Raw genomic sequence first — 23,417 nt, 5'->3', positions numbered from 1 at the left:
GGATAGGCATGCGCCCCCCCGAGCGATTACTTGCCTAAAAGCGAACCTCCATGCCTAACGCAACAGAGCGCCCCGGCGCGAATGTGCGTGCCATCGCATCGGAATATCCGTCGACATACATTCGGTTGGTGATGTTCTCGACTGACGCCATAAGCTTGACGTTGTCATTGGCTTGATAACTGGCATACCAGTCCCAAGTCGTGTACTTGAACCAAACCTGGGAGCGGCCAGAATCGCGGTTGTACCAACCGTCACCGCTGTAGTTGAATCTCACGCCAGTATCCAGCTTGCGCTCCAGCAAGCGCACGCCGACCAGCAGCGTGCCTTTATCCACCGGCTTGGCGATCGCGCTGTTGAAGACGAAGTTGTCGCACACGACCTGATCATCAGCCCAAGCTCGCCACGATTCATACCCGCGCGCGAGGGCTGTCTGATGCTCGACCGGATAGCTTCCATCTGCATTCGGGCGGTCGAATTTGTTTTCGCCAGACCCCAGGAAGTAAAGGTCTTCGCAGAACTTGTTGGGGCCGCCTAGATAATGGGTATAGCTCGCCCCCCCATAGATCCAGCCAGCCTCATAACGCCCTTCAAATTCCAATCCGCGGAACTTTGTGCGGTTGCGGTTATTGACGAAGGCTGTTGTGCCGGGCAATGGCAATCTTTCCAGGTTGGAGCCGGGCAAAATGACGTCCATAGACGAAAAAAGGTAGTTATCCGCCCTCGTGTCGAAGTAGCCCGCCTTTAGCGATAGACTGTCGCCATCCAACGCGACGTCCTGGAATATGGTGTTGGCGCCTACCTCCCAGGTCCGTGAGGTTTCCGGCTCTGCATTCGGATTGGGGTAGATGGAGGCAAATCCATCTCTAGGATGATTGCCCACCATCAGCATTTCGTTGATGGCGGGAGGCCTCCAGGACTTACCCCAGCTACCGTACACCTCCAGCCAATTGGTTGGCCGAATCGCTCCGGACAACGCGGGCAACAGCATCCCGGCACTGCGACTCACGTCGTAGTCATACAAGGCGTTCTGGTCGTCGAGGTCTTCAGGCTGAAACTCCTTTTCGTAGTCAGAGGATCTACGGCCGCCAGGTATGTAGAAGTTCTTCGTTCTTCCACGTTGATCGACGTACTTCGGCACATCGGCCCACCAAGCAGCGATGGCCGATTCGTCGCCAGCTAACGCCAAACGGCAACCTGGCCCGTAAACAGACTGAACTTGGCTGCGCGGGTTTTCGTTTGGTGCCAGCGCTGGAAAGGCGCCATAAGCGCACATTTCTTTTGCAAACTTATCGAGCCTGGATAGGTGGACTGTCTGTTTGCCGGGAACTTGCGTCTTTCCCTTGAGTCCGTAGCGTTCGTAACGAAGGCTGGCAGATACGGTGAAGAAATCGTCTTCGAGCTTCAGTTCTGTGAAGATGCTGCCCATGCTGCGACGACCTTGGGGATTGAGCGCATCCTTACCTGTAGTGCCAATGGGACGCACCTCGCGACCATCGTGATTCCAGCGCTGGTTCGAAGTTGTATGGTCAGTGAAATACTCTACGCCGTAGTTCGCACTGAGCGTTGTCGCCCCGAACACGAAACGCGATGTGTTGTCGAGCTGAAATCCTTGGGTCTTGGTGGACAGGCGATTGTTTCGGCCCACACCGTACTGCCTGCAAACGTCGAGTGCGTAGGGAGTTTTATCGGGCTTCTCACAAGCGCCGCTATCCCAATACTCCTTATCAATATTCTCTCGGATCTTTGTTGCGTCTGTGAATCCGCCATCAAATCTGGATAATGGATAGGTTGGCATCGTGTAATTCTCAACATTGGTTTCGACGCCATAAACCTTCGCTTTCAGATCAAGTAGAGGGTTGTCCACCGGCTTGATTTTGTAATCGAGGGCGTAGCTGTTTGACTGGGCCTTCGAAGTTCCCATCTTGCGCCAAGGAGTGCCGCTCTCCTGTACCGACGTGTCGGCATCAGTGGTGTAGGAGTAGCCGACTCGCGTGCCAACGTAGCTGAACAACAGCGACTGATCATCACTCAGTTTCCAGCGTGCCTTAAACAGACCGGAGTCCTGTTCTTGAGCGGCGAACTTCACATCGTTGAATTCAATCTTTCCGCCGTTGAACCACACTGAATTCTGGCCCTCGATACCTCCGCGCGCGCCAATCCGATAATCCCCAATCGACCGCCGCGACACCGCCGCCAGCACTTCCAGGTTCTCACCCGCGCGCGCCGCGCCCGCCGCGCTGCCGATGAAGTTGGTACCGTTCCCCTGATATCCCATCCCGGACGTGCCGCGCAGCTTCAGCCCGATATCCCTGCCTTCGCGCAGCACATCCCCAAAATCCAGCGTCCGAAAATCCACGCTCCCCGCCATCGCGCCGGTGCCATGCACCCCACGCACCACGCCCCGCTCCACCTCTACCTCGGACAGCAGTTCCGAATCGACATACATTTCTCCATTGCGCTGCATGTGCCCGTTCTGCACGAAGTCCTGGCGCATGCCGTCGATCATCATGTTGACGCGGCCGAAGTCCTGCATGCCGCGGATGTTGATCGACAGGCCGGGGTTCTGGCGGTTGACGGCGCTGGCGACGCCGGGGGTGTCCTGGATGAGTTCGGCGGCGTGGCGGACCGGCACGCGGTCCATTTCTTCACGCGTGATGATGCTGACGGCGCGGGGCGCTTGATAGACACGCTCGTTGACGGTGTTGCCTTGAACCACCACTGGTTTGAGCGAGTACACCTGGGAACGACCGCCCGGGCCGTTATCGACCAATTGAAAGCTCAGGCGTCCGCTGCCTTCTGAAATCCGATAGCCGATGGGGCTGTTGCCGAGAAGATGCTTGAGCCCGGCGATGAGGCTGTAGGTACCCTGGGTGGCGACGCTGGTGTACGAGGAGAGATCGACATCGCCCACGTAGAGATCGACGCCGGCTTGCCGGGCGAACGCCAGCACCGCTTGCATCATTGGCTGGGCCGAGATGTCGAAGGCGCGCGTCTGGCGGATGGCTTCCTGCTGACGGTCGGGCTGTCCCGATGCCACCGGTTGCGGTTGAGCCCACACCGAGGCAGCGTGTGGCATCGCGAGCATCCCCGCGCACATCATTCGCCGGGCCAACCTCGCCTTCATCAATCTTCTCTTCACTTTCGTCTCTGGTTTCAGCCGATGCAAACGCGCATCATTACCATTAACGTTTGAGAATCGAACTACAGTAAAAAAAGTTCGGAAAAGACAGTTGCCAGAGGGAGAGCGGCGCGAAGGCGTCCTGACTTGGTCTTACTCAGGGCCGTGCATCCGAGCCGAGCGTATCTCGCGGCGGCCGGTGATTTACCCGGCCAGTTTTTCCGCCGCGGCTTGCAGCCCGCCGAGAATGCCGTCCGCGAGCGCTTCGGGAAATCCGGTTGGAATCAGTTCGCTGACGGTGCGTATCACCTGCTCGGTCCGGGCTACCAGGTCGTCGATCACGAAACGCGCGTCGCGCCCGTCCGGCGTGACGACGCCATGCTCGGCGCCCAGCGCCAGCCAGTGTCTGCGTTGAATGTCCTGCATCTTCCAGTGCGGATTCCTGGTGCGCACGGCCATGGCCATTCTTGCCTTGAACGGCGACAGCTGATTCGCGCGCGCTCCCATGACCGGGTAGGCGGACAGCACATCGTAGAGCGGCGCAAGCTCGTAGGCGCCGCCGGGGCGCAGGAAGATGCTGAAGTTCTTGGCGTGCCCATCCGTGGCGCGCAGCATCCAGAAGATAACCTGTGCCTGAAAGAAGATCCGCCGATCACGGTCAGGGTCCAGGGACGTGGACAGCAGCCTCATGATGAGCCCCATGCCCGGCCCGCCATCCGCCTCGTATTTCAGATGCGGCGGTGTGCCCGTCGCCTGGCACATGTCTTCCTGCGGCAGCCGCAGCAGCCCAGGTTGCCCCGTCGACCGACGGGCCCAGCGCCGGTCGAAGCGCTCGACGGCCAGCACTTTCATGTCCTCGAACAACAGCGGTTGCGTGCGGGCCACCGGCAGGCCGTAGGCGCGCAGGATCTCCGAGCATAACCATTCGTTCTCGACTGACTCGCTCATGTCATACTGAAGATTGCCGACCCGGCCCAAGGGCATTTTGAGGATGTGCGAGGTCGGGGTCGCGCCATGTGGCAGGCACCATCGGCCATCGAACCACAGCAAAGCCGTCTTCTCCTGGGCGCCCGCGATGGAAATGCGGAAGTCGTCGGTATCGGCGGCGCCGGCGCCGCCGAAGGGCGTCGGCGCAAGGGTGTTGCGCAGTACCTGCGCCACTTCGGCCTCGCTCAGCGGCGTCGCGTTCAGCACGCGCGCGTCCTGGGGCGGCGTGGCATCAGGCAGCACCTGCAATGCGCCCGCGCAATCGCGGCCCACTTCGGCAAGCAGCGTGAACGCATCGGTTGCGGTCGCATGGAATCGCCGCGCGACACGCTCGCGGATTTGCCGGCTGTCGGGCAACAGGTTCTCGAAGTAGGTGCGAACCGCACCCCCCCGATGCGGCGGGTTGCCGGGCGTGAAGGGAAGCGACAGCGATAGCGGCCTGCCTTGATCGGCGCTGACCCAGGCGTCGGCGTATTGCAGGATGTCGCCAGCGCGGGGCTGCACACTCCAGGTGCCGACCATGACGCCGTTCATCCAGAGGTGCAGGGACTGTGTGTGCGAGCGACGCCCCATGGCTCACCAGTCCTGATCGGACACCTGCCGGCTTGCCAGCGGTTCCTCGGGTTCGCGCAACACCAGTTCCACGCCCAGGATGCTCAGCAATTGCAGGAGCCGATCCGCACCGACCTTTTCCGCGTTGCGCTCCAAGGCGGAAAGCGTCTGTTGCGTGATACCCAGCCGCAAAGCCGCGGCGGCCTGGGTCAGCCCAGCCTTTTTTCGGAATGCCTGAAGCAATGCCGGCAATTGCTCCGCGGTGCGTACGGTGTAGTCGGCCATACACGTCTCACGCTGTTTTTCAGGTTTACAAAGCATAGGCTGTAAACGGTTCATACGCAATATAGGCTGTATTTCAAATATACAAATCATGATTTGTTTTTTGGATTTACAGCATATGATTTGTATTCGGAAATTCAGTACAGCACCGTCACTCCTGGCAACCGCAGCTGCGCAAGCCGCATCTCGCCACATAGCGTGGCCAATGCGCCGTCGAGGTTATCAAGATGGAACAGCGCATTGACCGGCCTGCGCGCCGCGGCGCGGTTCGCCAGGATCAACAGGCCCGGCCGGAAATTGCCGATGCGCTGCAGGACCTGCCCCAGGGATTCGCCTTCGAAGAGGAGATAGCCCTCGGCCCAGGCCGCGCCGCGCGCGGGTGCGACGGCGCTACGCTCGATGCCATGGGCGCGGCTGAAAGTGGCGCTGTCGCCCGCCGCCAGCACCGCGCGCGCATCGCCCGAGGCGGGCGGACGATCCAGCGCCACCTCGACACGATGCTGCAACACGCCGATCCAGCCATGCCCGGCATCGCGGCGACGCACGGCATAGCGCGTGCCCAGCGCGGTCATGCTGCCGCCGGCGGTCGCCACCACGAATCTGCGCGGTTCGTCCGTGCCCGTGGGCGCAGGCGCAAACACCGCTTCGCCGCGCAGCAGCCGTACGCGGCGCGTCGTGGCATCGTATTCCACGTCGAGCGCGCTGTTGCTGCCCAACAGCACATGGCTGCCATCCGGGAGATCGAAGGAGCGGATTTCGCCGACCGCGCTGCGGTAGTCGGCCAACCAGGGCGCCACGGCATCCGGAGCACCGGCCGCGCCGGCGACCACCAACGCCACACCTGCCATCACGACCGCGCGGCGCCACGGCGCCATGGGTTCCGACCGCCACCACGACGCAGCACAGGCACGCCAATGCGAGCGGCGCGGCCGGGGCACCGGCTGCACGAACAACGGCAGGCCGCGGCACTCCCCCGCCAATGCCCAGACCCTCTCGGCATCGGCCAGGGCCGGGCCGTGGCGCGCGTCGCGCGCCAGCCAGCGGTCCAGCCGGCGTTGCTCGGCCGGCGCAAGCGCGCCGGCGGCCAGGCGCAACGCCCACTGGCTGGCCTGCCGGCGCAGGCGTCGTTCGCGGCCGGGGCGGCTCAAGGAGTACATGATGGGATCTTCATAAACAAGATAAACGGCCCAGCCACGAAATACAGTAAAAAAAGTCGCGGATGCGGGCGTTCAAGGGTCGTCTCCCAAGCGTTCGCGCATCAGGTCCAACGCCATCGCCAGGTGCTTCTGCACCGAGCTGGGAGAGATATCCAGGTAGCGGGCGGCCTCCGCGTGGCTCAGGCCCTCGACGCGGCAGAGCTGGAATATTTGCCGCGTGCGCACGGGCAGTTCCGCCAGGGTGGCGGCCAGCCGCGCCAGTTGCCGGCGGACGTGCACGTGTACGTCGGGCGCGGTGCGCAGGTCGCGCATATTTTCCAGGAGGTCGTCCGACACAGCATCGGTGTGGGACTGGTGATGATTGCGGCGATGGTCGATCAGCAGGCGGTTGGCGATGGCGTACAGATAGGCCAGCACGTTGTCGGACGGCAGCTCGTCTTCCTGCGCGACGATGCGGGCGAAGCATTCCTGCACCAGGTCGGCGCTGAGCTCGGCTTCGCCAGTCTTTAGGAACAGGTAACGGCGCAGCCGCTCGGCATGGGCGGCATACAGGCGCTCGACATCAGGTTGGGGCGCCACTTGCTCGTCGCCGGGGATCTACTCACTCGTGATGAGCGTCATTGATGATTGAGCAAGAGACTAGCACCGATAAGGCGCCCTGCCGGTGGCGGCGGCATATGGATTGGTCGGAGATTTGACCGAGGTTGGCATTGCCGGCGGACGCCGCGCGCCGCTTGCCAGCGGTCGCCCATTGTTGGGCAGCGTGCTGCGCTACGTGGCGGCGTCGCGCGGCTTGGCGGGCGCGCCCTGCACCTTCCATCCCAGTTCCGCCGAGATGCGCGCCGCCGCCTCCTTGACCACGTCGACCATGTCGCGCATGCGATCCAGCGACATGTACGGCACCGTGCTGGACACGCTGATCGCGGCGACGATGCCGCTGGAGGCATCGCGCACCGGCGCCGCCACGCAGCGGATCGACGGCTCGTTGTCTTCCAGGTCGAAGGCATAGCCGTTGGCGGCGTAGTCGCGCATGCGGTCGCGGAAGGCCTCCCAGGTCTGCCGGCCGCCGGGCGCGCGCGACGACACCGGCGCGCCGACGCGATGCAGCGCCTTCCATTGCGGTTCGTCGGCATCCAGCAGAAGCGCCTTGCCGACGCCGGTGGCGGCCAAGGGCATGCGGTGGCCGACGCGCGAACGCATCTCCAGCCCCTTCTTGCCGGGGATCTTTTCCAGATACAGCACTTCGTCGTTGTCGCGCACCGCCAGGTGAATGGTGTCGCCGGTGTCGGCCGCGAGGCTGTCGAGATACGGCCGCGCCAGCGTCGCCATGGGGAAGGCTTCGCGCGCCTGGAAACCGAGTTCGATCAGCTTCGGCCCCAGCACGTAGCCGACGCCAGGCAGCGAGCGCAGGTAGCGCTCCTGCACGAGGCAGCTGGCGAGCCGGTGCGTGGTGCTGCGCGCCACGCCGATGTGGGCGCAGATGTCCTTGAGGTCGCGCGCGCCCGCGGCGACGGCCTGGATCACGCCCAAGCCGCGCATCAGGGTCTGCGTGCCGGCGGGCGCCGCGGCGTCGGGATCGTAGGCGGGGGAGACGGTCGAAGAATCGGGCATGGACAAGGCTGGCGCTGGGAGTCGGATATGGGGAGCGGGAATCGAAGCTTATTCCCTATATATGGGATTTAATTCTATATTTTGAGATTTTTCAAGCGCTGATCTAGAATTTTTCCCAGCCCGACTGACGCCGCCCCGGCGCCATCGCGGGCTTGACGACAACAAGGCCGGCCAGGTCCTGCAAGCCCGCGAATGACGCGCCCTTTGCGCGCCCTCGCCCGCAGCGCGCCGCCGCCCCGAGACGAGACAGATTCTGATGACAACCGGATCGCCTGCCCGCGCGGCCCTCATAGCGCTGGACTGGGGCACCTCTTCGTTGCGCGCCTATCGCCTGGATGGCGCCGGCCGCACGCTCGATACCCGCCACCTGCCGTGGGGCATCATGCGCCTGCCGCAACCCTTGCAGGACGGCGCCGCCACCCCGAGCGGCCAATCGGGTTTCGAACTGGCTTTCGAGCAGGCCTGCGGCGACTGGCTGCGGGCCGAACCGCAGCTGCCGGTGATCGCCTGCGGCATGGTCGGCAGCGCGCAGGGCTGGCAAGAAGCCGCCTACCTGGACGTGCCGGTCGACCTGGCACGCATCGGCACCCTGCTGACGCGCGTCGAGCGCAACGGCGCGACGCCGGTGCACATCGTGCCCGGCCTGATCCAGCGCCACGGCCTGCCCAACGTGATGCGCGGCGAAGAAACGCAGGTCTTCGGCGTGCTGTTCGACCAGGCCGGCGACCCCGCCGACAGCGTGCTGATCGGCCTGCCCGGCACCCATTCGAAATGGGTCAACGCGCGCCGCGGCCAGGTCACCCACTTCGATACCTTCATGACCGGCGAGGTCTATGCCGCGCTGCGCGGCCACACCATCCTGGGCCGCACCATGGTCGAGGCGCCGGCGTCCGACATGGCGGCCTTCGAGCGCGGCCTGAAAGTGGCCGGCGTGCCGGCCGGCCGCGCCGGCGTGCTGTCGACCATCTTCAGCACCCGCGCGCTGGGGCTGACCGGCGAGCTGGCCGGCGTGTCGCAGGCCGACTACCTGTCGGGCCTGCTGATCGGCCACGAAATCTCCGCGCTGGCCGACATGCTGCGCCTGCAGGGCGACCAGCCGCGCATCGTGCTGTGCGGCGACGATGCGCTGTGCCAGCGCTACATCCTGGCGTTGCGGCACTACGGCCTGGGCACGCCGCAACTGGCGCAACACGCCACCGAACGCGGCCTGTGGCATCTGGCCGTCAGCGCCGGGCTGGTGCCCGCCGCGCCTTCTTCCGAGACCACACCATGACCCATACCGGACTGCAAACCGCCATGGCCCATTGCGGCCTGATCGCCATCCTGCGCGGCATCACGCCCGCCGAGGCCGCGCCCATCGGGCGCGCGCTGTACGACGCGGGTTTTCGCCTGATCGAAGTGCCGCTGAATTCGCCCGAACCGCTGGCCAGCATCCGCGCCATGCGCGACGCGCTGCCGGCCGACTGCCTGGTGGGCGCCGGCACGGTGCTGGATCCCGATGACGTGGCCCGCATCAAGGACGCCGGCGGCGAGCTGATCGTCATGCCGCACAGCGACCTGGCCGTGGTGCGCGCCGCCAAGGCGGCGGGCCTGGCGTCGTGCCCCGGCGTGGCCACGCCGACCGAGGCTTTCGCGGCATTGGCAGCCGGCGCCGACGTGCTCAAGATGTTCCCCGCCGAACAGCTCGGCCCGGCCGTGCTCAAGGCCTGGCGCGCGGTGATGCGTCCGCCGATCGCGCTGGTGCCGGTGGGCGGCATCACGCCCGACAACCTTTCCACCTACGCCCAGGCGGGCGCCAGCGGCTTCGGCCTGGGCTCCGCCTTGTACAAACCCGGCCTGTCGGCCAACGAAGTCGGCCAGAACGCGCGCGCTTTCATCGCCGCCTGGCAACGCGCCTATCCCGCCCAGGAGACCCAAGCATGAAGATCACCAAGCTCACTACCTACATCGTGCCGCCGCGGTGGTGCTTCCTGAAGATCGAGACCGACGCCGGCATCGTCGGCTGGGGTGAACCGGTAGTGGAAGGCCGCGCCCACTCGGTGGCCGCCGCCGTCGAGGAACTGTCGGACTACCTGATCGGCAAGGACCCGCGCAACATCGAGGACCACTGGACCGTGCTGTACCGCGGCGGCTTCTACCGCGGCGGCGCCATCCACATGAGCGCGCTGGCCGGCATCGACCAGGCGCTGTGGGACATCAAGGGCAAGGACCTGGGCGTGCCGGTGTCGCAACTGCTGGGCGGCAACGTGCGCGACCGCATCCGCGTGTACTCGTGGATCGGCGGCGATCGTCCGGCCGACACCGCCGCGGCCGCCAAGGGCGCGGTCGAGCGCGGCTTCACCGCCGTCAAGATGAACGGCACCGAGGAACTGCAGTACATCGATTCGTTCGACAAGGTCGAGAAGTGCCTGGAGAACGTGGCCGCCGTGCGCGACGCGGTCGGCCCCAATGTCGGCATCGGCGTGGACTTCCACGGCCGCGTGCACAAGCCAATGGCCAAGGTGCTGATGAAGGAACTGGACCCGTTCAAGCTGATGTTCATCGAAGAGCCGGTGCTGAGCGAACACTACGAGGCGCTGAAGGAACTGGCGCCGCTGACGTCCACGCCGATCGCGCTGGGCGAGCGCCTGTTCTCGCGCTGGGACTTCAAGCGCGTGCTGGCCGACGGCTACGTCGACATCATCCAGCCGGACCCGTCGCATGCCGGCGGCATCACCGAAACGCGCAAGATCGCCGCCATGGCCGAGGCCTACGACGTGGCGCTGGCGCTGCACTGCCCGCTGGGCCCGATCGCGCTGGCCACCTGCCTGCAGATCGACGCCGGTTGCTACAACGCCTTCATCCAGGAACAGAGCCTGGGCATCCACTACAACGCCGCCAACGACCTGCTGGACTACGTCAGCAACCGCGAGGTGTTCGCCTACGAGAACGGCATGGTCGCGATTCCGCAGGGCCCCGGCCTGGGCATCGAGGTCAACGAGGAATACGTGAAAGAACGCGCGGCGGTCGGCCACCGCTGGCGCAACCCCATCTGGCGCCACGCCGACGGCAGCTTCGCCGAGTGGTAAGCCGGTAGAAAAAAGCGAAAGAGGAGACCCCCTTGACCACCGCCACCCACCCGGGCCTGCAAAGCGCCCAGCGGCCGACGCGCAGCCGCTATCTCATCATGGTGATGCTGTTCATCACCGTCGTCATCAACTACCTGGACCGCAGCAACCTGTCCATCGCCGCGCCCGCGCTCAAGGACGAGTTCGGCCTGGACACAGTGCACGAAGGGCTGATCCTGTCGGCGTTCGGCTGGACCTACGCCGCCATGCAGATCCCCGGCGGCTGGCTGGTGGACCGCGTGTCGCCGCGCGTGCTGTACGCGGCCGCGCTGATCCTGTGGTCGGCGGCGACGTTCTTCATGGGCTTTGCCGGCAGCTTCGTGATCCTGTTCGTGCTGCGCCTGGCGGTGGGCGCGCTGGAAGCGCCCGCCTATCCGATCAACAACCGCGTCGTCACGACCTGGTTCCCGGAAAAGGAACGCGCCACCGCCATCGGCTTCTACACCTCGGGCCAGTTCGTCGGCCTGGCGTTCCTGACGCCGGTGCTGGCCTGGCTGCAACATCATTACGGCTGGCACATGGTGTTCGTCAGCACCGGCCTGCTGGGCATCGTCTGGGGCGTGCTGTGGTACCTGATCTACCGTGAACCGCGCCAGTTCAAGGGCGCCAACGCGGCCGAGATCGAGCTGATCCAGAAAGGCGGCGGCGTCGTGGACCTGGACAAGCGTGTGACCGAGAAGAAGGCGCCGTTCAACTGGAACGACCTGGGCCTGGTGATGAGCCAGCGCAAGCTGTGGGGCGTGTACCTGGGCCAGTTCTGCCTGACCTCGACGCTGTGGTTCTTCCTGACGTGGTTCCCCACCTATCTGGTGAAGTACCGCGGCATGGACTTCATCAAGTCGGGCTTCCTGGCGTCGGTGCCGTTCCTGGCGGCGTTCATCGGCGTGCTGTGCTCGGGCGTGCTGTCGGACTTCCTGATCCGCCGCGGCGCCACCGTGGGCCTGGCACGCAAGCTGCCCATCATCCTGGGCCTGCTGATCTCGACGTCGATGATCGGCGCCAATTTCACCGACTCGACGCCATGGGTGATCTTCTTCCTGGCGGTGGCTTTCTTCGGCAACGGCCTGGCGTCGATCACGTGGTCGCTGGTGTCGGCGCTGGCGCCGGTGCGGCTGCTGGGGCTGACCGGCGGGGTGTTCAACTTCGTCGGCAACCTGTCGTCGATCTGCACGCCGATCGTGATCGGCTTCCTGGTGTCGAAGGACAGTTTCGCGCCGGCCATCGTGTACGTGTCGTCGCTGGCGCTGCTGGGCGCGCTGTCGTACATCCTGCTGGTGGGCAAGGTGGAGCGGATCGAGGCCTGATCCGCACGCACCGCCGTAGCCTATGCGAAGGGCGCCCACGTGGGCGCCCTTCTGCTTTGGGTTGTCGTTTTTGCCGGAGTTCCGCGCGAGAATGGCGATATAATCACGTTATGTTATATCATATCTAACGATAGTCATTCCCACTGGAGTCCGGAAGGCCTGCCCAGGCGTCATCCGCGCTCCGCCCCCTCCCCTCGATTTCCCGGCATCTTCGGACGAAGAAGGACTTGCAGTGCTCGAAGCCATCGGCCTGACCAAACGCTACGGCGACCAGATCGCGCTCCACCCGCTGGATTTGCGCATCGAGCCGGGCGAGATCTATTGCCTGCTGGGCGCCAATGGCGCCGGCAAGACCACCACCATCAACCTGTTCCTGAACTTCATCGCCCCCGACGGCGGCCAGGCGCTGATCCATGGGCTGGACGTGACGCGTGAACCGCTCGCCAGCAAGCGCCACGTGGCCTACATCCCCGAACAGGTGAACCTGTACGGCACCCTGAGCGGGCTGGAAAACCTGCGCTACTTCGCCACGCTGGCGCTGGGCGAGGCGCCGCCGCGCGCCCGGCTGCTGGAACTGCTGGCGGAAGTCGGGCTGGACCCGACCGCGGCCGACAAGCGCGTGGCCGCCTATTCCAAGGGCATGCGGCAAAAGGTGTGGATTGCCGTGGCCCTGGCCAAGGACGCGCGCGCGCTGCTGCTGGACGAGCCCACCTCGGGGCTGGACCCGTCGGCCGCCGCCGAGTTCACCCGCCTGCTGCAACGCGCCGCCGAACGCGGCGTGGCCATCCTGGCCACCACCCACGACCTGTTCCATGCGCGTCAGACCGCCACCCGCGTCGGCATCATGAAACGCGGCCGGCTGGTCGAAAACCTCGACGCCCGGCAGATCGGCGACGTCGATCTGCAGGCCTTGTACCTGGCGCACATGAGGACCGAGGCATGATCCTCCTGATCGCCCTCAAGGACCTGCGCGAACGCCTGCGCGACGGCCGGCTCTACTGGGCCGGCGGCATCGTCGCGGTGCTGCTGATGACGGCGCTGGCCGTGGGCTACCTGCATCAGCAGGAGGCCCGCGCCGAACAGGCCGCGGCCCAGAACACCGATTACAGCGACTGGCTCAAGCAGGGCGCGCGCCATCCGCACGATGCCGCCCACCAGGGCATGCACGTCTTCAAGCCCGACACCACGCTGGCGCTGCTCGATCCCGGCATCAATCCGTATATCGGCAGCACCGTGTGGCTGCAGGCGCACCGCCAGAGCGAGGTGAAGTTCCGCCCGGCGCAGGACGCCACCGGCCTGCAGCGCTTCGGCGACCTGTCGGCCGCCTGGATCCTGCAGGCGCTGGGGCCGCTGCTGGTGATCGTGCTGGGCTTCAACGCCTTCTCGGGCGAACGCGAACAGGGCATCCTGCGCCAGACGCTGAGCCTGGGCGTGGCGCCTTGGCGCCTGCTGTGGGGCAAGGCCACGGCGCTGGCGCTGAGCCTGGGCCTGCTGCTGGTGCCGGCCGCGCTGGCCGCCATCGTGGCGGTGTGGCTGGCGGGCGGCCGGGCCGATGCGCTGTGGCGCTTCGGCGTGCTGGCCGGCGGCTACGCGGTGTACCTGGCCGCGTTCATCTTCGTCACGCTGGGGGTGTCGGCCGCCGCCCGCTCCTCGCGCGTGGCCATCACGGTGCTGCTGGCGTTGTGGATCGCCAATACGGTGATCGCCCCGCGCGTCATGGCCGAGCTGTCGCGCGGACTTTATCCCAGCCCCACCCGCCTCGAATTCAACCAGGCCTTGCAGGATGACCTGAAAGCCACGTCGGACCGCGTCTGGATGCAGGCCTTCGGCACGACCGAGCGCTGGAGCCGCGACGTACCGCTGAACCAATGGGGTCTGGCGCTCAAGCTCGACGACCAGTCCAGCTACGCGGTCTACGACCGCCATTTCGGGCACCTGTGGGACACCTGGGAACGGCAGCAGGCCGTGCAGGAATCGGCCGGCTGGCTGATGCCGCTGCTGGCGGTGCGCGCCCTGTCCGCCGCCATGGCCGGCACCGACTTTGCGCACCACCGCGATTTCACCACCGCCGCCGAACAACAGCGCCGCGTGATCCAGGACATCGTCAGCGCCGACCTGGTGGCGCACGCCGACACGCTGGAACACCAGCATTTCTCGTACCAGGCCAATCCGTCGCTGTGGGCGCGCGTGCCGCCCTTCCGCTACCAGCCGCCCGCGGCCGGCTGGGCATTGCACCAGGCGCGCCTGAGCCTGTTGATGCTGGCCGCCGCGCTGCTGCTGAGCGTGGCCTTCGCCTGGCGCGCCGTGGCCCGCCAGACCGCCCTGTAGGAGACTTCCGGTGCACGATACGCAATTTCGCCGCTTCGGGATGGTCCTGCGGCACGAACTCCGCCTGCTGACGCGCGAGCGCGCGCTGTGGCTGTGCGGCCTGTTGTTCCTGCTGCTAGTGGCCTACGCGGTCTTCAACGGCCTGCTGCAGACGTCGCAGCGAGACGAGGCCCAGGCCGCGCTGGCGCGCGCCGATGCGCACAACCGCGCCAGCCAGCTGGCGCAGCTGCAGCGCATCATGGACGGCAGCGAGACCCCCACGCCGTTCGGCAACCCCGCCAGCCCCGCCAACATGGGCGGCGGCCTGGGCGCGCACTACGCCATCATGCCGAGCGTGCCGCTGGCGCCGGTGGCGCTGGGCCAGACCGACCTGTTCCCGTCGCAATTCAAGGTGACCTACGACAGCAAGGTCAACTTCATCCACAACAACGACATCGAGAACCCCTGGCACCTGCTCAGCGGGCATTTCGACCTGGCGTTCGTGGTGGTCTACCTGCTGCCGCTGCTGATCTTCGCGCTCGGGCACAACCTGCTGTCCGGCGAAAAGGAAGACGGCACGCTGCGCTTGCTGCTGTCGCAGCCGCTGTCGCTGCTGACCCTGATCAGCGGCAAGGTGGTCCTGCGCGCAGCGGTTCTGTTGGGCGCCGCGGTGCTGCTGCCGGTGGCCGCCCTGCTGATCGCCCGCCCCCAGGCGTTGCAGGCCGCCAGCGCCACGCTGTGGTGGGCGCTGCTGGTCGGCGCCTACGCGCTGTTCTGGTTCGCGGCGGTGGTCGCGGTCAACGCCTTTGGCAAGTCTTCCGCCGCCAACGCCATGATCCTGATGGTCAGCTGGGTGCTGCTGGTCCTGGTGGTGCCGGTGCTGCTCAACCTGGTGGCCGCCTACGCCAGCCCGGCGCCGTCGCGCGCCGAACTGGCCACCCGCACCCGCGTGGCCACGGCGCTGGCCATGCGCGACCACGCCGCCCTGCTGTCGACCGACTACGAGCACATGGACAAGCCCGACGCCCTGATTCCACGCGATGGCCGCCTGGAAATCACCGGCCGTCCGCTGGGCCACGCCCGCGTCGAGCGCCAGGTGGATGCGGCAATGCAACCGGAGCTGGATCGCTTCGACGCGCAGATGGCGCGCCAGCAGGCGCTGGTGGCGCGCTACAGCGTGCTGTCGCCGGCGGCGGTCGCCTTTGAAGGCATCACCGCGCTGGCCGGCACCGGCCAACGCCGCCACGCGCATTTCATGCGGCAGATCGACGCCTACCACCGCGCCTGGAAGGACTTCTTCCTGCCCCGCATCGAAGCCAGCCGCGCCATCACGCCCGCGGACTTCGCCGCCATGCCGGTATTCCAGTGGCGGGAAGAGGATCCCGCCGCCGTCCGCGCCCGGGCCGCGCGCGCGCTGCTGCAACTGCTGGTGCCCGCGGCGCTGCTGCTGGCCCTGGCCGGCTGGCGCCTGCGCCGCTACCGCGTGGTCTAGAGACAGGTTTTTCACCCCCCATCGAGTTTCGGGAAAGCGTCATGAGAAGAGTCGTATCCACCGCCGCCCTCGCGGCATGCACCGCCGTGCCCAATGTCCAGGCCCAGGAGGCCCAGGCGCGCGAGGCCGAACTGCCCAGCATCCGCGTGGAAGCCGCCAGCGACGCGGACAGCCTGCACCTGGACAGCCGCAGCAGCAGCGCCTCGCGGCTGGGCCTGACATTGCGCGAGACGCCGGCATCGGTCGAGATCGTGTCGCAACAGGCCATGCGCGAGCGCGGCGCCAGCACCCTCAGCGAAGCCCTGCGCGGCGCCACCGGTCTGGCCGGCGGCGGCCCGCCGTCCTCGCCCACCACGCTGTCCTCGCGCGGCTTCACCGACATCCTGTACCTGTACGATGGCCTGCGCATGTCGGGCGCGGGCTCGACCAACCGGGTCGAAGACACCTGGAACTACGAACGCATCGAGGTGCTGAAAGGCCCGGCGTCGGTGCTGCAGGGCGACAGCGCCATCGGCGGCATCGTCAACTTCCAGACCAAGCGCCCCGATCGCGACAACCCTTCGCGCGAAGCGATGTTCTCTTACGGCAGCTACGGCAGCACCCGCACCGGCATCGGCCTGGGCGACAACTTCGGCGAGACCGGCGCCTACCGCATCGACTACAGCCACAACGACAGCCGCGTCGGCACCATCGACCGCAACAGCAACAAGCTCGACCACCTGACCACAGGCATCGCCTTCGACGTCGCTCCCGCCACCCGGCTGGACCTGTCGTTCGACTATTCGCGCGACACCGGCCACGCCTACTGGGGCACGCCGCTGATCCCGCGCAGCCTGGCCAAGGATCCCACTGGCGTGGTCAGCACGCCCGATGGCCGCGTGCTGGACCGCGCCCTGGCGCGCAAGAACTACAACGTGCTGGACGACCGCAACGAGGCCGAATCCTATTGGCTGCGGGCGCGCGTCACGCACCGCTTGACGCCGTCGTGGACGCTGCGCAATGAATTCGCGATGAACAAAGTCGACCGCCTGTGGAAGAACTCGGAATCGGCCACCTTCAGCGCCCCCGCGTCGATCGACCGCGACCAGACCATCATCACGCACCACCAACGCTATTTCATCGACCGCTTCGACGCCAGCCATGACGGCACCATCGCCGGCCTGTCGAACAAGTTCGTGATCGGCGGCGAACTCAGCAAGACCACGCTGGACAGCGAGCGGCGCTTCTCCAACCGCTCCGCCGCCACCGCGGACGCGCTGCGCGTCTCGCTGTGGAATCCGGACGTGGGCTACTTCAACGATGACCCGGCGCTGATGAGCGGCCCCGGCAACCGCACCGATTTCACCACCGACGTGCGCGGCGCCGCGCTGTTCCTGGAAGACTCGCTCAAGCTGACCGAGCGCTGGACGGTGGTGGGCGGCTACCGCTACGACCGCATCCGCGTCGACCGCGGCGTCACCGACCTGAATGCCGGCACCCGCAGCGCCTTCGGCACGCGCTACAGCGCCAATTCCATGCGCCTGGGCACGGTATACGACGTAGCGCCGTCGTCGTCGGTCTACGCGCAGTACACCAATGCCACCATCCCGGTGGGCTCGCTGTTCCTGCTGTCGCAGTCCAATGCCTCGTTCCCGCTGGCCAAGGGCGAACAATGGGAAGCCGGCTTCAAGCAGAGCCTGGGCGACGTGGAATGGACCGCGGCGGTCTACCACATCAAGCTGGAGAACGTGCTGACGCGCGACGCCAACGACCCGCGCGTGACGGTCAACAATGGCCGCCAATCCTCGCGCGGGGTGGAATTGTCGGCCGACTGGCGCATCACGCCACAGCTGACGCTGTCGGGCAACATCGCCGCGCTGAACGCGCGCTTCGATTCGCTGACCGAGGCCGACGGCACCTCCCGCGTGGGCAACACCCCGCCCAACGTGCCCGAGCGCGTCGCCAACCTGTACGCCACCTACCGCTTGAAGGACGTGCCGATGGACTTCTTCGTCGGCCTGAACCACACCGGCAAGATCTACACCGACAACGCCAACCAGGTCCGCATCAACAGCCACACCACGGTGGACGCGGCGGTCAGCTACCGCATCCGGCCGGCGCTGATCACTTTCCGCGTGCGCAACCTGACCGACAAGCTCTACGCCTACTACGGCGGCCGCGCCACCAGCCAGGTGCTGCTGGCGCCGGGGCGCACGTACGAACTGGGCGCGACGTTCGAGTTCTGACGTTCAGCAGCCTTGCACCGCCAGCTTGCGCTGGCGCTGGTTGGCGGCGCGTTGCCACAGCACCAGCCCCAGGCCGGCCGCGGCGATCACCGCGCCGGCCACCGGCACCGCGGCGTAGCCCAGCCCGGCCGAGATCACGCCGCCACCGGCCGCCGCGCCCACCGCGTTGCCCAGGTTGAAGGCGCCCACGTTGACCGACGACGCCAGGCCGGGCGCGTCGGTCGCGGCGCGCATCACCCGCATCTGCAGCGGCGGCACCACGGCGAACGTGCCGAAACCGAAGATCAAGAGGCCGATCGCGGCGCCCACCGGGGTCTGCGCCAGCCAGGGGAAGGCCAGCAGGTCGGCGATCACCAGCACCAGGAAGGCGATCAGGCTGCCATCGAGCGAACGGTCGGCGAAGCGACCGCCCGCGGTATTGCCTATGGTGAAGCCCAGGCCGATCAGCACCAGCATCGCCGTCACGAAATTGGGTGATGCGCCGGTCAGTTCCGCCAGGGTCGGCGCCACGTAGGTGTACAGCGTGAACATCGCGCCCGCGCCCAGCACCGTGGTCCACAGCGCCACCAGCACCACCGGGGTCTTGAGCACCGCCAGTTCATGACGGATATCCGGACGCCGGCCGGCCTCGCCGGCGGGCAGCGCGAACCACAGCGACAGCATCGCCACCAGGCCCAGGACCGACGTGGCGGCAAACGACATGCGCCAGCCGATCACCTGGCCCAGCCAGGTCGCGGCCGGCACGCCGCCGACGTTGGCGATGGTCAGCCCCAGGAACATGGTCGCCACCGCGCTGGCCTGCTTGTGGCGCGGCACCACGCTGGCGGCCACCAGCGAACCCAGGCCGAAGAAGGCGCCGTGGTTCAGGCTGGTCACCAGGCGCGCCAGCAGCAGCGTGGTGTAGTTGGGCGACAGCGCCGACAGCAGGTTGCCGAGCGTGAAGATCGCCATCAGCACGATCAGCGCCTTGCGGCGCGACCAGCGCGACAGCGCCAGGGTCATCAGCGGCGCGCCGAGCATCACGCCGATGGCGTAGGCGCTGATCAGCATGCCGGCGCTGGGGATGGACACCCCCACGCCGTCGGCGATCACGGGCAGCAGGCCCATGGGAGAGAATTCGGTGACGCCGATGCCGAAGGCACCGACGGCCAATGCCAGCAATGGCAGGCCGGCTTTCACCGGCGGGGTTTCATAGGTAGACATACGGGTTCCTTGGTTGGGTGCGCCGACCAGGGAATCCAGAAGCGTCGCGGCGAAGGCCGGAGCGTGGGGCGGGTCTGATCGGAAGACAGGCGGCCAGTATGACGGGTATACCCTTACGGAAAAAGCGACTAAACGGGGAAAGACTTTTGACCTGGAGTCATGAATGACGTGGGGGGTTCGAGAGAGGAACGCGCTCGGCCCGTCAACGCCACACGTTTTATGCGCGCGGATTGCACAAGAAAATTCCCGCTCGGTAATTCTTTCGACGGAAATCGCGTTGTTCATCAAGAAATTACCGAGCGGGAATATGCGTCGAGGACAACAGGGACCGATTGCACGATTCCATCCCCAACGAGGTAGTCCGGCCACAACCGCCGCTCGCCAATGAAAAAGGGCGCCCTCGCGGGCGCCCTTTTCCTGCCTTCGTACCGCCGCGCTTACTTCAGCAGCAGCGCGTTCAGCCGCTTGACGAACGCCGCCGGGTCGGCGATCTGCGCGCCTTCGGCCAACAGGGCCTGGTCGAGCAACAGGCGGGCCCATTGGTCGAACTCGCCGTCTTCGGCGGCGCGGATGCGGGCCAGCAGCGGGTGTTCCGGGTTGATTTCCAGCACCGGCTTGACGTTGGGCGCTTCCTGGCCGGCCGCCTTCAGCATGCGCAGCAGGTGCGGGCTGAGTTCGTTCTGGCCCACCACCACGCACGCCGGCGAATCCACCAGGCGCAGCGTCACGCGCACTTCCTTGACCTGGTCTTCCAGGGTCTTTTGCAGGCGCTCGACGAGCGGCTTGAAGTCCTCGGCCACTTCGGCCTGGTGCTTCTTTTCTTCCTCGTCGGCCAGCTCGGCCAGGTCCAGGCCGCCCTTGGCCACCGACACCAGCGACTTGCCGTCGAATTCGCGCAGGTACGACAGCATCCACTCGTCGACGCGGTCGGACAGCAGCAGCACCTCGATGCCCTTCTTGCGGAAGATTTCCAGGTGCGGGCTGTTGCTGGCAGCGGCGAAAGTGTCGGCCGTGACGTAGTAGATCTTGTCCTGGCCTTCCTTCATGCGCGCCACGTAGTCAGTGAACGACACGGTCTGGGCCTGGTCGCCGGTGTGGGTCGAGGCAAAGCGCATCAGCTTGGCGATGCGTTCCAGGTTGGCGTGGTCTTCGCCCGCGCCTTCCTTGAGCACCTGGCCGAATTCCGACCAGAACGTGGCGTAGTCTTCCGGCCTGTTTTCGGCCAGGTCTTCCAGCAGCGACAGGATGCGCTTGGCCGAGCCTTCGCGGATGGCGCGCACGTCGCGGCTTTCCTGCAGGATCTCGCGCGACACGTTCAGCGGCAGGTCGGCCGAGTCGATCACGCCGCGCACGAAGCGCAGGTACGACGGCAACAGTTGGTCGGCATCGTCCATGATGAAGACGCGCTTGACGTACAGCTTGACGCCGCGGCGGCCGTCGCGGTCCCACAGGTCCATCGGCGCGTGCTTGGGCACGTACAGCAACTGGGTGTATTCGCTGCGGCCTTCGACGCGGTTGTGGGTCCAGGCGAGCGGGTCGTCGTAGTCGTGCGACACCGTCTTGTAGAACTCGCGGTACTGTTCCTCGGTCACATCCGCCTTGTTGCGGGCCCACAGCGCGTTGGCCTGGTTGACCGTTTCGAGTTCGTCCTTCTTGACCTGTTCGCCCTTTTCCGAATCCCACTCTTCCTTGGCCATGCGGATCGGCAGCGAGATGTGGTCGGAGTAGCGGCGCAGGATCTCGCGCAGCTTCCAGCCGTTGAGCAGCTCGTCTTCGTCGGCGCGCAGGTGCAGCGTGACGTCGGTGCCGCGCGTGGCCTTGTCGGCGGCGGCGATGGTGAATTCACCCTGGCCGTCGGACTCCCAGCGGATCGCGTCGGTGGCGCCGGCGCGGCGGCTGACCACCGTGACCTTGTCGGCCACGATGAACGAGGAATAGAAGCCCACGCCGAACTGGCCGATCAGCTGCGCGTCCTTCTGCTTGTCGCCGGTCAGCTGCGAGAAGAACTCGCGCGTGCCGGAACGGGCGATGGTGCCCAGGTTGGCCACGGCCTCTTCGCGCGACAGGCCGATGCCGTTGTCGGAAATCGTGATGGTGCGCGCGTCCTTGTCGTAGCTGACGGTGATGGCCAGCTCGCCATCGCCTTCCAGCAGCGCCGGATTATCGATGGCCTCGAAGCGCAGCTTGTCGCAGGCGTCGGATGCGTTCGACACCAGCTCGCGCAGGAAGATTTCCTTGTTGCTGTACAGCGAATGGATCATCAGGTGCAGCAGCTGCTTCACCTCGGCCTGGAATCCCAGGGTTTCGGACGTGGCGGTTTGGCTCATCGTTGTATGAAAAGTCGGAAAATTAGGGACAAAAGAAAGCCGGATGGCGGGGCGCGCAGCCCAGGCGGTTTCCGGGAAACCCTGTTGTGATGGGGGCCATCCGAAATATTTCAAGACCGGGAAATCGCCGGCCCGCCCCAGCCCTGCCGGCGAACACGAAAAAAGGGGAACCGAACGGGCAAGGATGCGCCGCCCGGCACATCAGAACAGGGAGAGCAAGCCGCGGCGATAACGCGTCTTTGCCTCCAGCACCTCGTCGAACGCGGGCACGGCCAGCGTGCCGCCGTGGACCAGCTTGCGGATGTCATCCGCCTTGATCTGCCGGGTCTGCTGCGACCGCAACAGGAAATCCGCCGCCTTGTGGTCCAGGATGCGGTAGATCGGGCTGTAGATCAGCTGGGTGGCGCCCAACTCGTCGAGATAATAGAGCGCATCGCCGTGGCGCCAGACCGAACCGAAGCCGTGATAGACATCGCCCAGCTTGGTCCACTGGCCCGTCGGCGCGTCCTTCATGCGCAGGACCAGCGTGGAACGGGACATCAGGCCGCCCCCGCCGCGCGAGCGGCTCCACACCTCCTTGCTCTTGAGAAACAGCAGCTGCCTGCCGTCCCAGAACACGTACGGCGACAGCGCCGTGAAGCCGCCCGCCGCGAACGGATCGTCGCCGGCGCGCTCCACCTGGCGCTTCTCGCTGTCATAGAAGTAGATGCCGTCCTTGCTGGCGAACAGGGCGTGGTGCACGTGCCGTCCCGGCTCGTTCAGCAGCCGGTACGGCGCATGCGCCGCGTCGAACGCCAGCGCGCCCAGGTACACCATGCCATCGCGCCGGTCATAGAGATAGGGCTGGCGGTGCAGGTTGCCCACCATGAAGGTATAGAGCGCCGGATCATCCGACAGCGGCAATGGCGTTTCCCGGTAATACACCCGGCTGCCATCGGCGAAGAAGTCGTTGCCCGGCCGCGTTTCACCGCCCTGGATCGCCGCGATACGGCGCAGCCGCGACGGGTCCGCCCGCGGCATTTCGCGGCCCTCGTAGAACACGCGCGCGCCGTCGGTGGCCAGTTGGCGGTCGAGCAAAGGGCGATACGGCTGGGCGCTGGCCGGCAGGGCCAGGAACGGGTACAGGTAAGTCTGCGGCTTGTCGCCCTTGCCGGCGCGATACAGGATCTTCTGCCAGACCTCGTCCAGCCCGCCGAGGTCGCGGTTGAGTTCGGACGCAAAGTCGCAGAAATAGGTGATGGCGCCGTCGCTGAAATAGCTGTTGCCCAGGTAGCGCGTCAATCCGGGCCGCATCCCAGGCAGCACGCGGTTGCCGCAATACACGTGGCGGCTGTCGCGCGCCGCCTGCCGGCCGTCGTAGCGACCGGTGTCGAACGTCTGCAGGCCGGCCGGGTCGGCCTCGGGCATCCGGTAATAGCCATTGCTGGGCACGGCCGCATAGACCTCGCCCTGGTAGCGCTTGTAGATACTGCTGCCGTAGGACTCGCCACGATCGATGGCGGCGAAATTGTCGCCGTCGTCGATCAACCAGAACAGCAGGCACAGCGGCAGGATGGCGATCAACAGGACCAGGCCGATCACGATCCCTCTGGTGCGCTTTTGCATCGATTCCCGGGCCGGCGGCCCCTGGTTGGCGGACAGGAATTCTATCAAGCCTCCTGGCGGCCCCGCGGCGGTCGCGGTGCGCCCGGGGGTCTTCCCCGCTAAAATCCCGCACTTTCCTCCCCTACCCCCGCCCTGGCCGA

The 23,417-nt window shown here is 66.1% G+C and carries 17 protein-coding genes; 8 read left to right on the top strand and 9 right to left on the bottom strand.

Features of this window, described 5'->3' with window-relative positions; genetic code table 11:
* Positions 1 to 34: 34 nt before the first annotated feature.
* The 6 genes from DK459_RS16385 to DK459_RS16360 all read right to left on the bottom strand — a co-directional run bounded on the left by DK459_RS16385 (position 35) and on the right by DK459_RS16360 (position 7,707).
* Entirely contained in the window at positions 35 to 3,124 is a 3,090-nt protein-coding gene (locus DK459_RS16385) for a TonB-dependent hemoglobin/transferrin/lactoferrin family receptor (protein ID WP_233256814.1), read from the bottom strand.
* A gap of 198 nt (positions 3,125 to 3,322) precedes the next feature.
* Positions 3,323 to 4,678, bottom strand: coding sequence for a type II toxin-antitoxin system HipA family toxin (locus DK459_RS16380; RefSeq protein WP_110134906.1), 1,356 nt, complete (start codon positions 4,676 to 4,678; stop codon positions 3,323 to 3,325).
* A 3-nt stretch (positions 4,679 to 4,681) separates the two neighbouring features.
* Positions 4,682 to 4,942, bottom strand: a complete 261-nt coding sequence (locus DK459_RS16375) for a helix-turn-helix domain-containing protein (RefSeq protein ID WP_006385738.1) — start codon at positions 4,940 to 4,942, stop codon at positions 4,682 to 4,684.
* Between the two features lie 134 nt (positions 4,943 to 5,076).
* Positions 5,077 to 6,096, bottom strand: a complete 1,020-nt coding sequence (locus tag DK459_RS16370; protein ID WP_110134905.1) for a FecR family protein — start codon at positions 6,094 to 6,096, stop codon at positions 5,077 to 5,079.
* A 72-nt stretch (positions 6,097 to 6,168) separates the two neighbouring features.
* The gene (locus DK459_RS16365; RefSeq protein WP_006385736.1) at positions 6,169 to 6,675 is read right to left on the bottom strand and encodes an RNA polymerase sigma factor; all 507 of its coding nucleotides are present in this window, start codon (positions 6,673 to 6,675) and stop codon (positions 6,169 to 6,171) included.
* Positions 6,676 to 6,867: 192 nt separating this feature from the next.
* Entirely contained in the window at positions 6,868 to 7,707 is an 840-nt protein-coding gene (locus DK459_RS16360) for an IclR family transcriptional regulator (protein WP_053499578.1), read from the bottom strand.
* 256 nt (positions 7,708 to 7,963) lie between these two features.
* Here DK459_RS16360 and DK459_RS16355 point away from each other — a divergent pair, with 256 nt between their 5' ends.
* The 8 genes from DK459_RS16355 (at position 7,964) to DK459_RS16320 (ending at position 18,142) form a co-directional block, all read left to right on the top strand.
* Positions 7,964 to 8,980: a 2-dehydro-3-deoxygalactonokinase gene (locus DK459_RS16355; protein WP_006385734.1), complete on the top strand. Its 1,017-nt coding sequence runs from the start codon at positions 7,964 to 7,966 to the stop codon at positions 8,978 to 8,980.
* Positions 8,977 to 9,630, top strand: a complete 654-nt coding sequence (locus DK459_RS16350) for a 2-dehydro-3-deoxy-6-phosphogalactonate aldolase (protein ID WP_110134904.1) — start codon at positions 8,977 to 8,979, stop codon at positions 9,628 to 9,630. Before DK459_RS16355 ends, DK459_RS16350 begins: the two co-directional genes overlap by 4 nt.
* Positions 9,627 to 10,775, top strand: coding sequence for a galactonate dehydratase (gene dgoD / locus DK459_RS16345; protein ID WP_006391563.1), 1,149 nt, complete (start codon positions 9,627 to 9,629; stop codon positions 10,773 to 10,775). The genes DK459_RS16350 and dgoD overlap by 4 nt, the downstream gene beginning before the upstream one ends.
* A 32-nt stretch (positions 10,776 to 10,807) precedes the next feature.
* Positions 10,808 to 12,118: an MFS transporter gene (locus DK459_RS16340; protein WP_024070516.1), complete on the top strand. Its 1,311-nt coding sequence runs from the start codon at positions 10,808 to 10,810 to the stop codon at positions 12,116 to 12,118.
* A gap of 232 nt (positions 12,119 to 12,350) precedes the next feature.
* On the top strand, positions 12,351 to 13,061 hold the full coding sequence (locus tag DK459_RS16335; protein ID WP_110134903.1) for an ABC transporter ATP-binding protein: 711 nt from the start codon (positions 12,351 to 12,353) through the stop codon (positions 13,059 to 13,061).
* On the top strand, positions 13,058 to 14,446 hold the full coding sequence (locus tag DK459_RS16330) for an ABC transporter permease subunit (protein WP_020926189.1): 1,389 nt from the start codon (positions 13,058 to 13,060) through the stop codon (positions 14,444 to 14,446). Before DK459_RS16335 ends, DK459_RS16330 begins: the two co-directional genes overlap by 4 nt.
* Positions 14,447 to 14,456: 10 nt before the next feature.
* Positions 14,457 to 15,917, top strand: a complete 1,461-nt coding sequence (locus DK459_RS16325; protein WP_024070518.1) for an ABC transporter permease subunit — start codon at positions 14,457 to 14,459, stop codon at positions 15,915 to 15,917.
* Positions 15,918 to 15,958: 41 nt separating this feature from the next.
* Positions 15,959 to 18,142: a TonB-dependent siderophore receptor gene (locus tag DK459_RS16320; RefSeq protein ID WP_024070519.1), complete on the top strand. Its 2,184-nt coding sequence runs from the start codon at positions 15,959 to 15,961 to the stop codon at positions 18,140 to 18,142.
* A 3-nt stretch (positions 18,143 to 18,145) separates the two neighbouring features.
* On the opposite strand, the gene DK459_RS16315 is transcribed toward DK459_RS16320, so the two are convergent.
* The 3 genes from DK459_RS16315 to DK459_RS16305 form a co-directional block, all read right to left on the bottom strand.
* Positions 18,146 to 19,345: an MFS transporter gene (locus DK459_RS16315; protein ID WP_110134902.1), complete on the bottom strand. Its 1,200-nt coding sequence runs from the start codon at positions 19,343 to 19,345 to the stop codon at positions 18,146 to 18,148.
* A gap of 437 nt (positions 19,346 to 19,782) precedes the next feature.
* Entirely contained in the window at positions 19,783 to 21,672 is a 1,890-nt protein-coding gene (gene htpG, locus DK459_RS16310; protein ID WP_110134901.1) for a molecular chaperone HtpG, read from the bottom strand.
* A gap of 201 nt (positions 21,673 to 21,873) precedes the next feature.
* Complete coding sequence (locus tag DK459_RS16305; protein ID WP_058207648.1) at positions 21,874 to 23,277, bottom strand: DKNYY domain-containing protein; 1,404 nt, start codon at positions 23,275 to 23,277, stop codon at positions 21,874 to 21,876.
* Between the last annotated feature and the right edge of the window lie 140 nt (positions 23,278 to 23,417).

It is taken from the genome of Achromobacter sp. RW408, from assembly GCF_003184165.1.
GTDB classification, from domain to species: domain Bacteria; phylum Pseudomonadota; class Gammaproteobacteria; order Burkholderiales; family Burkholderiaceae_B; genus Achromobacter; species Achromobacter xylosoxidans.
This window is presented reverse-complemented; position numbering and strand designations above follow the sequence as displayed.

Bases quoted from the DNA above. Each gene is read 5' to 3' on its own strand.
- DK459_RS16385 (WP_233256814.1), bottom strand. From the start codon at position 3,124: ATGAAGGCGAGGTTGGCCCGGCGAATGATGTGCGCGGGGATGCTCGCG.
- DK459_RS16380 (WP_110134906.1), bottom strand. From the start codon at position 4,678: ATGGGGCGTCGCTCGCACACACAGTCCCTGCACCTCTGGATGAACGGC.
- DK459_RS16375 (WP_006385738.1), bottom strand. From the start codon at position 4,942: ATGGCCGACTACACCGTACGCACCGCGGAGCAATTGCCGGCATTGCTT.
- DK459_RS16370 (WP_110134905.1), bottom strand. From the start codon at position 6,096: ATGTACTCCTTGAGCCGCCCCGGCCGCGAACGACGCCTGCGCCGGCAG.
- DK459_RS16360 (WP_053499578.1), bottom strand. From the start codon at position 7,707: ATGCCCGATTCTTCGACCGTCTCCCCCGCCTACGATCCCGACGCCGCG.
- DK459_RS16355 (WP_006385734.1), top strand. From the start codon at position 7,964: ATGACAACCGGATCGCCTGCCCGCGCGGCCCTCATAGCGCTGGACTGG.
- DK459_RS16350 (WP_110134904.1), top strand. From the start codon at position 8,977: ATGACCCATACCGGACTGCAAACCGCCATGGCCCATTGCGGCCTGATC.
- dgoD (WP_006391563.1), top strand. From the start codon at position 9,627: ATGAAGATCACCAAGCTCACTACCTACATCGTGCCGCCGCGGTGGTGC.
- DK459_RS16330 (WP_020926189.1), top strand. From the start codon at position 13,058: ATGATCCTCCTGATCGCCCTCAAGGACCTGCGCGAACGCCTGCGCGAC.
- DK459_RS16320 (WP_024070519.1), top strand. From the start codon at position 15,959: ATGAGAAGAGTCGTATCCACCGCCGCCCTCGCGGCATGCACCGCCGTG.
- DK459_RS16315 (WP_110134902.1), bottom strand. From the start codon at position 19,345: ATGTCTACCTATGAAACCCCGCCGGTGAAAGCCGGCCTGCCATTGCTG.
- htpG (WP_110134901.1), bottom strand. From the start codon at position 21,672: ATGAGCCAAACCGCCACGTCCGAAACCCTGGGATTCCAGGCCGAGGTG.
- DK459_RS16305 (WP_058207648.1), bottom strand. From the start codon at position 23,277: ATGCAAAAGCGCACCAGAGGGATCGTGATCGGCCTGGTCCTGTTGATC.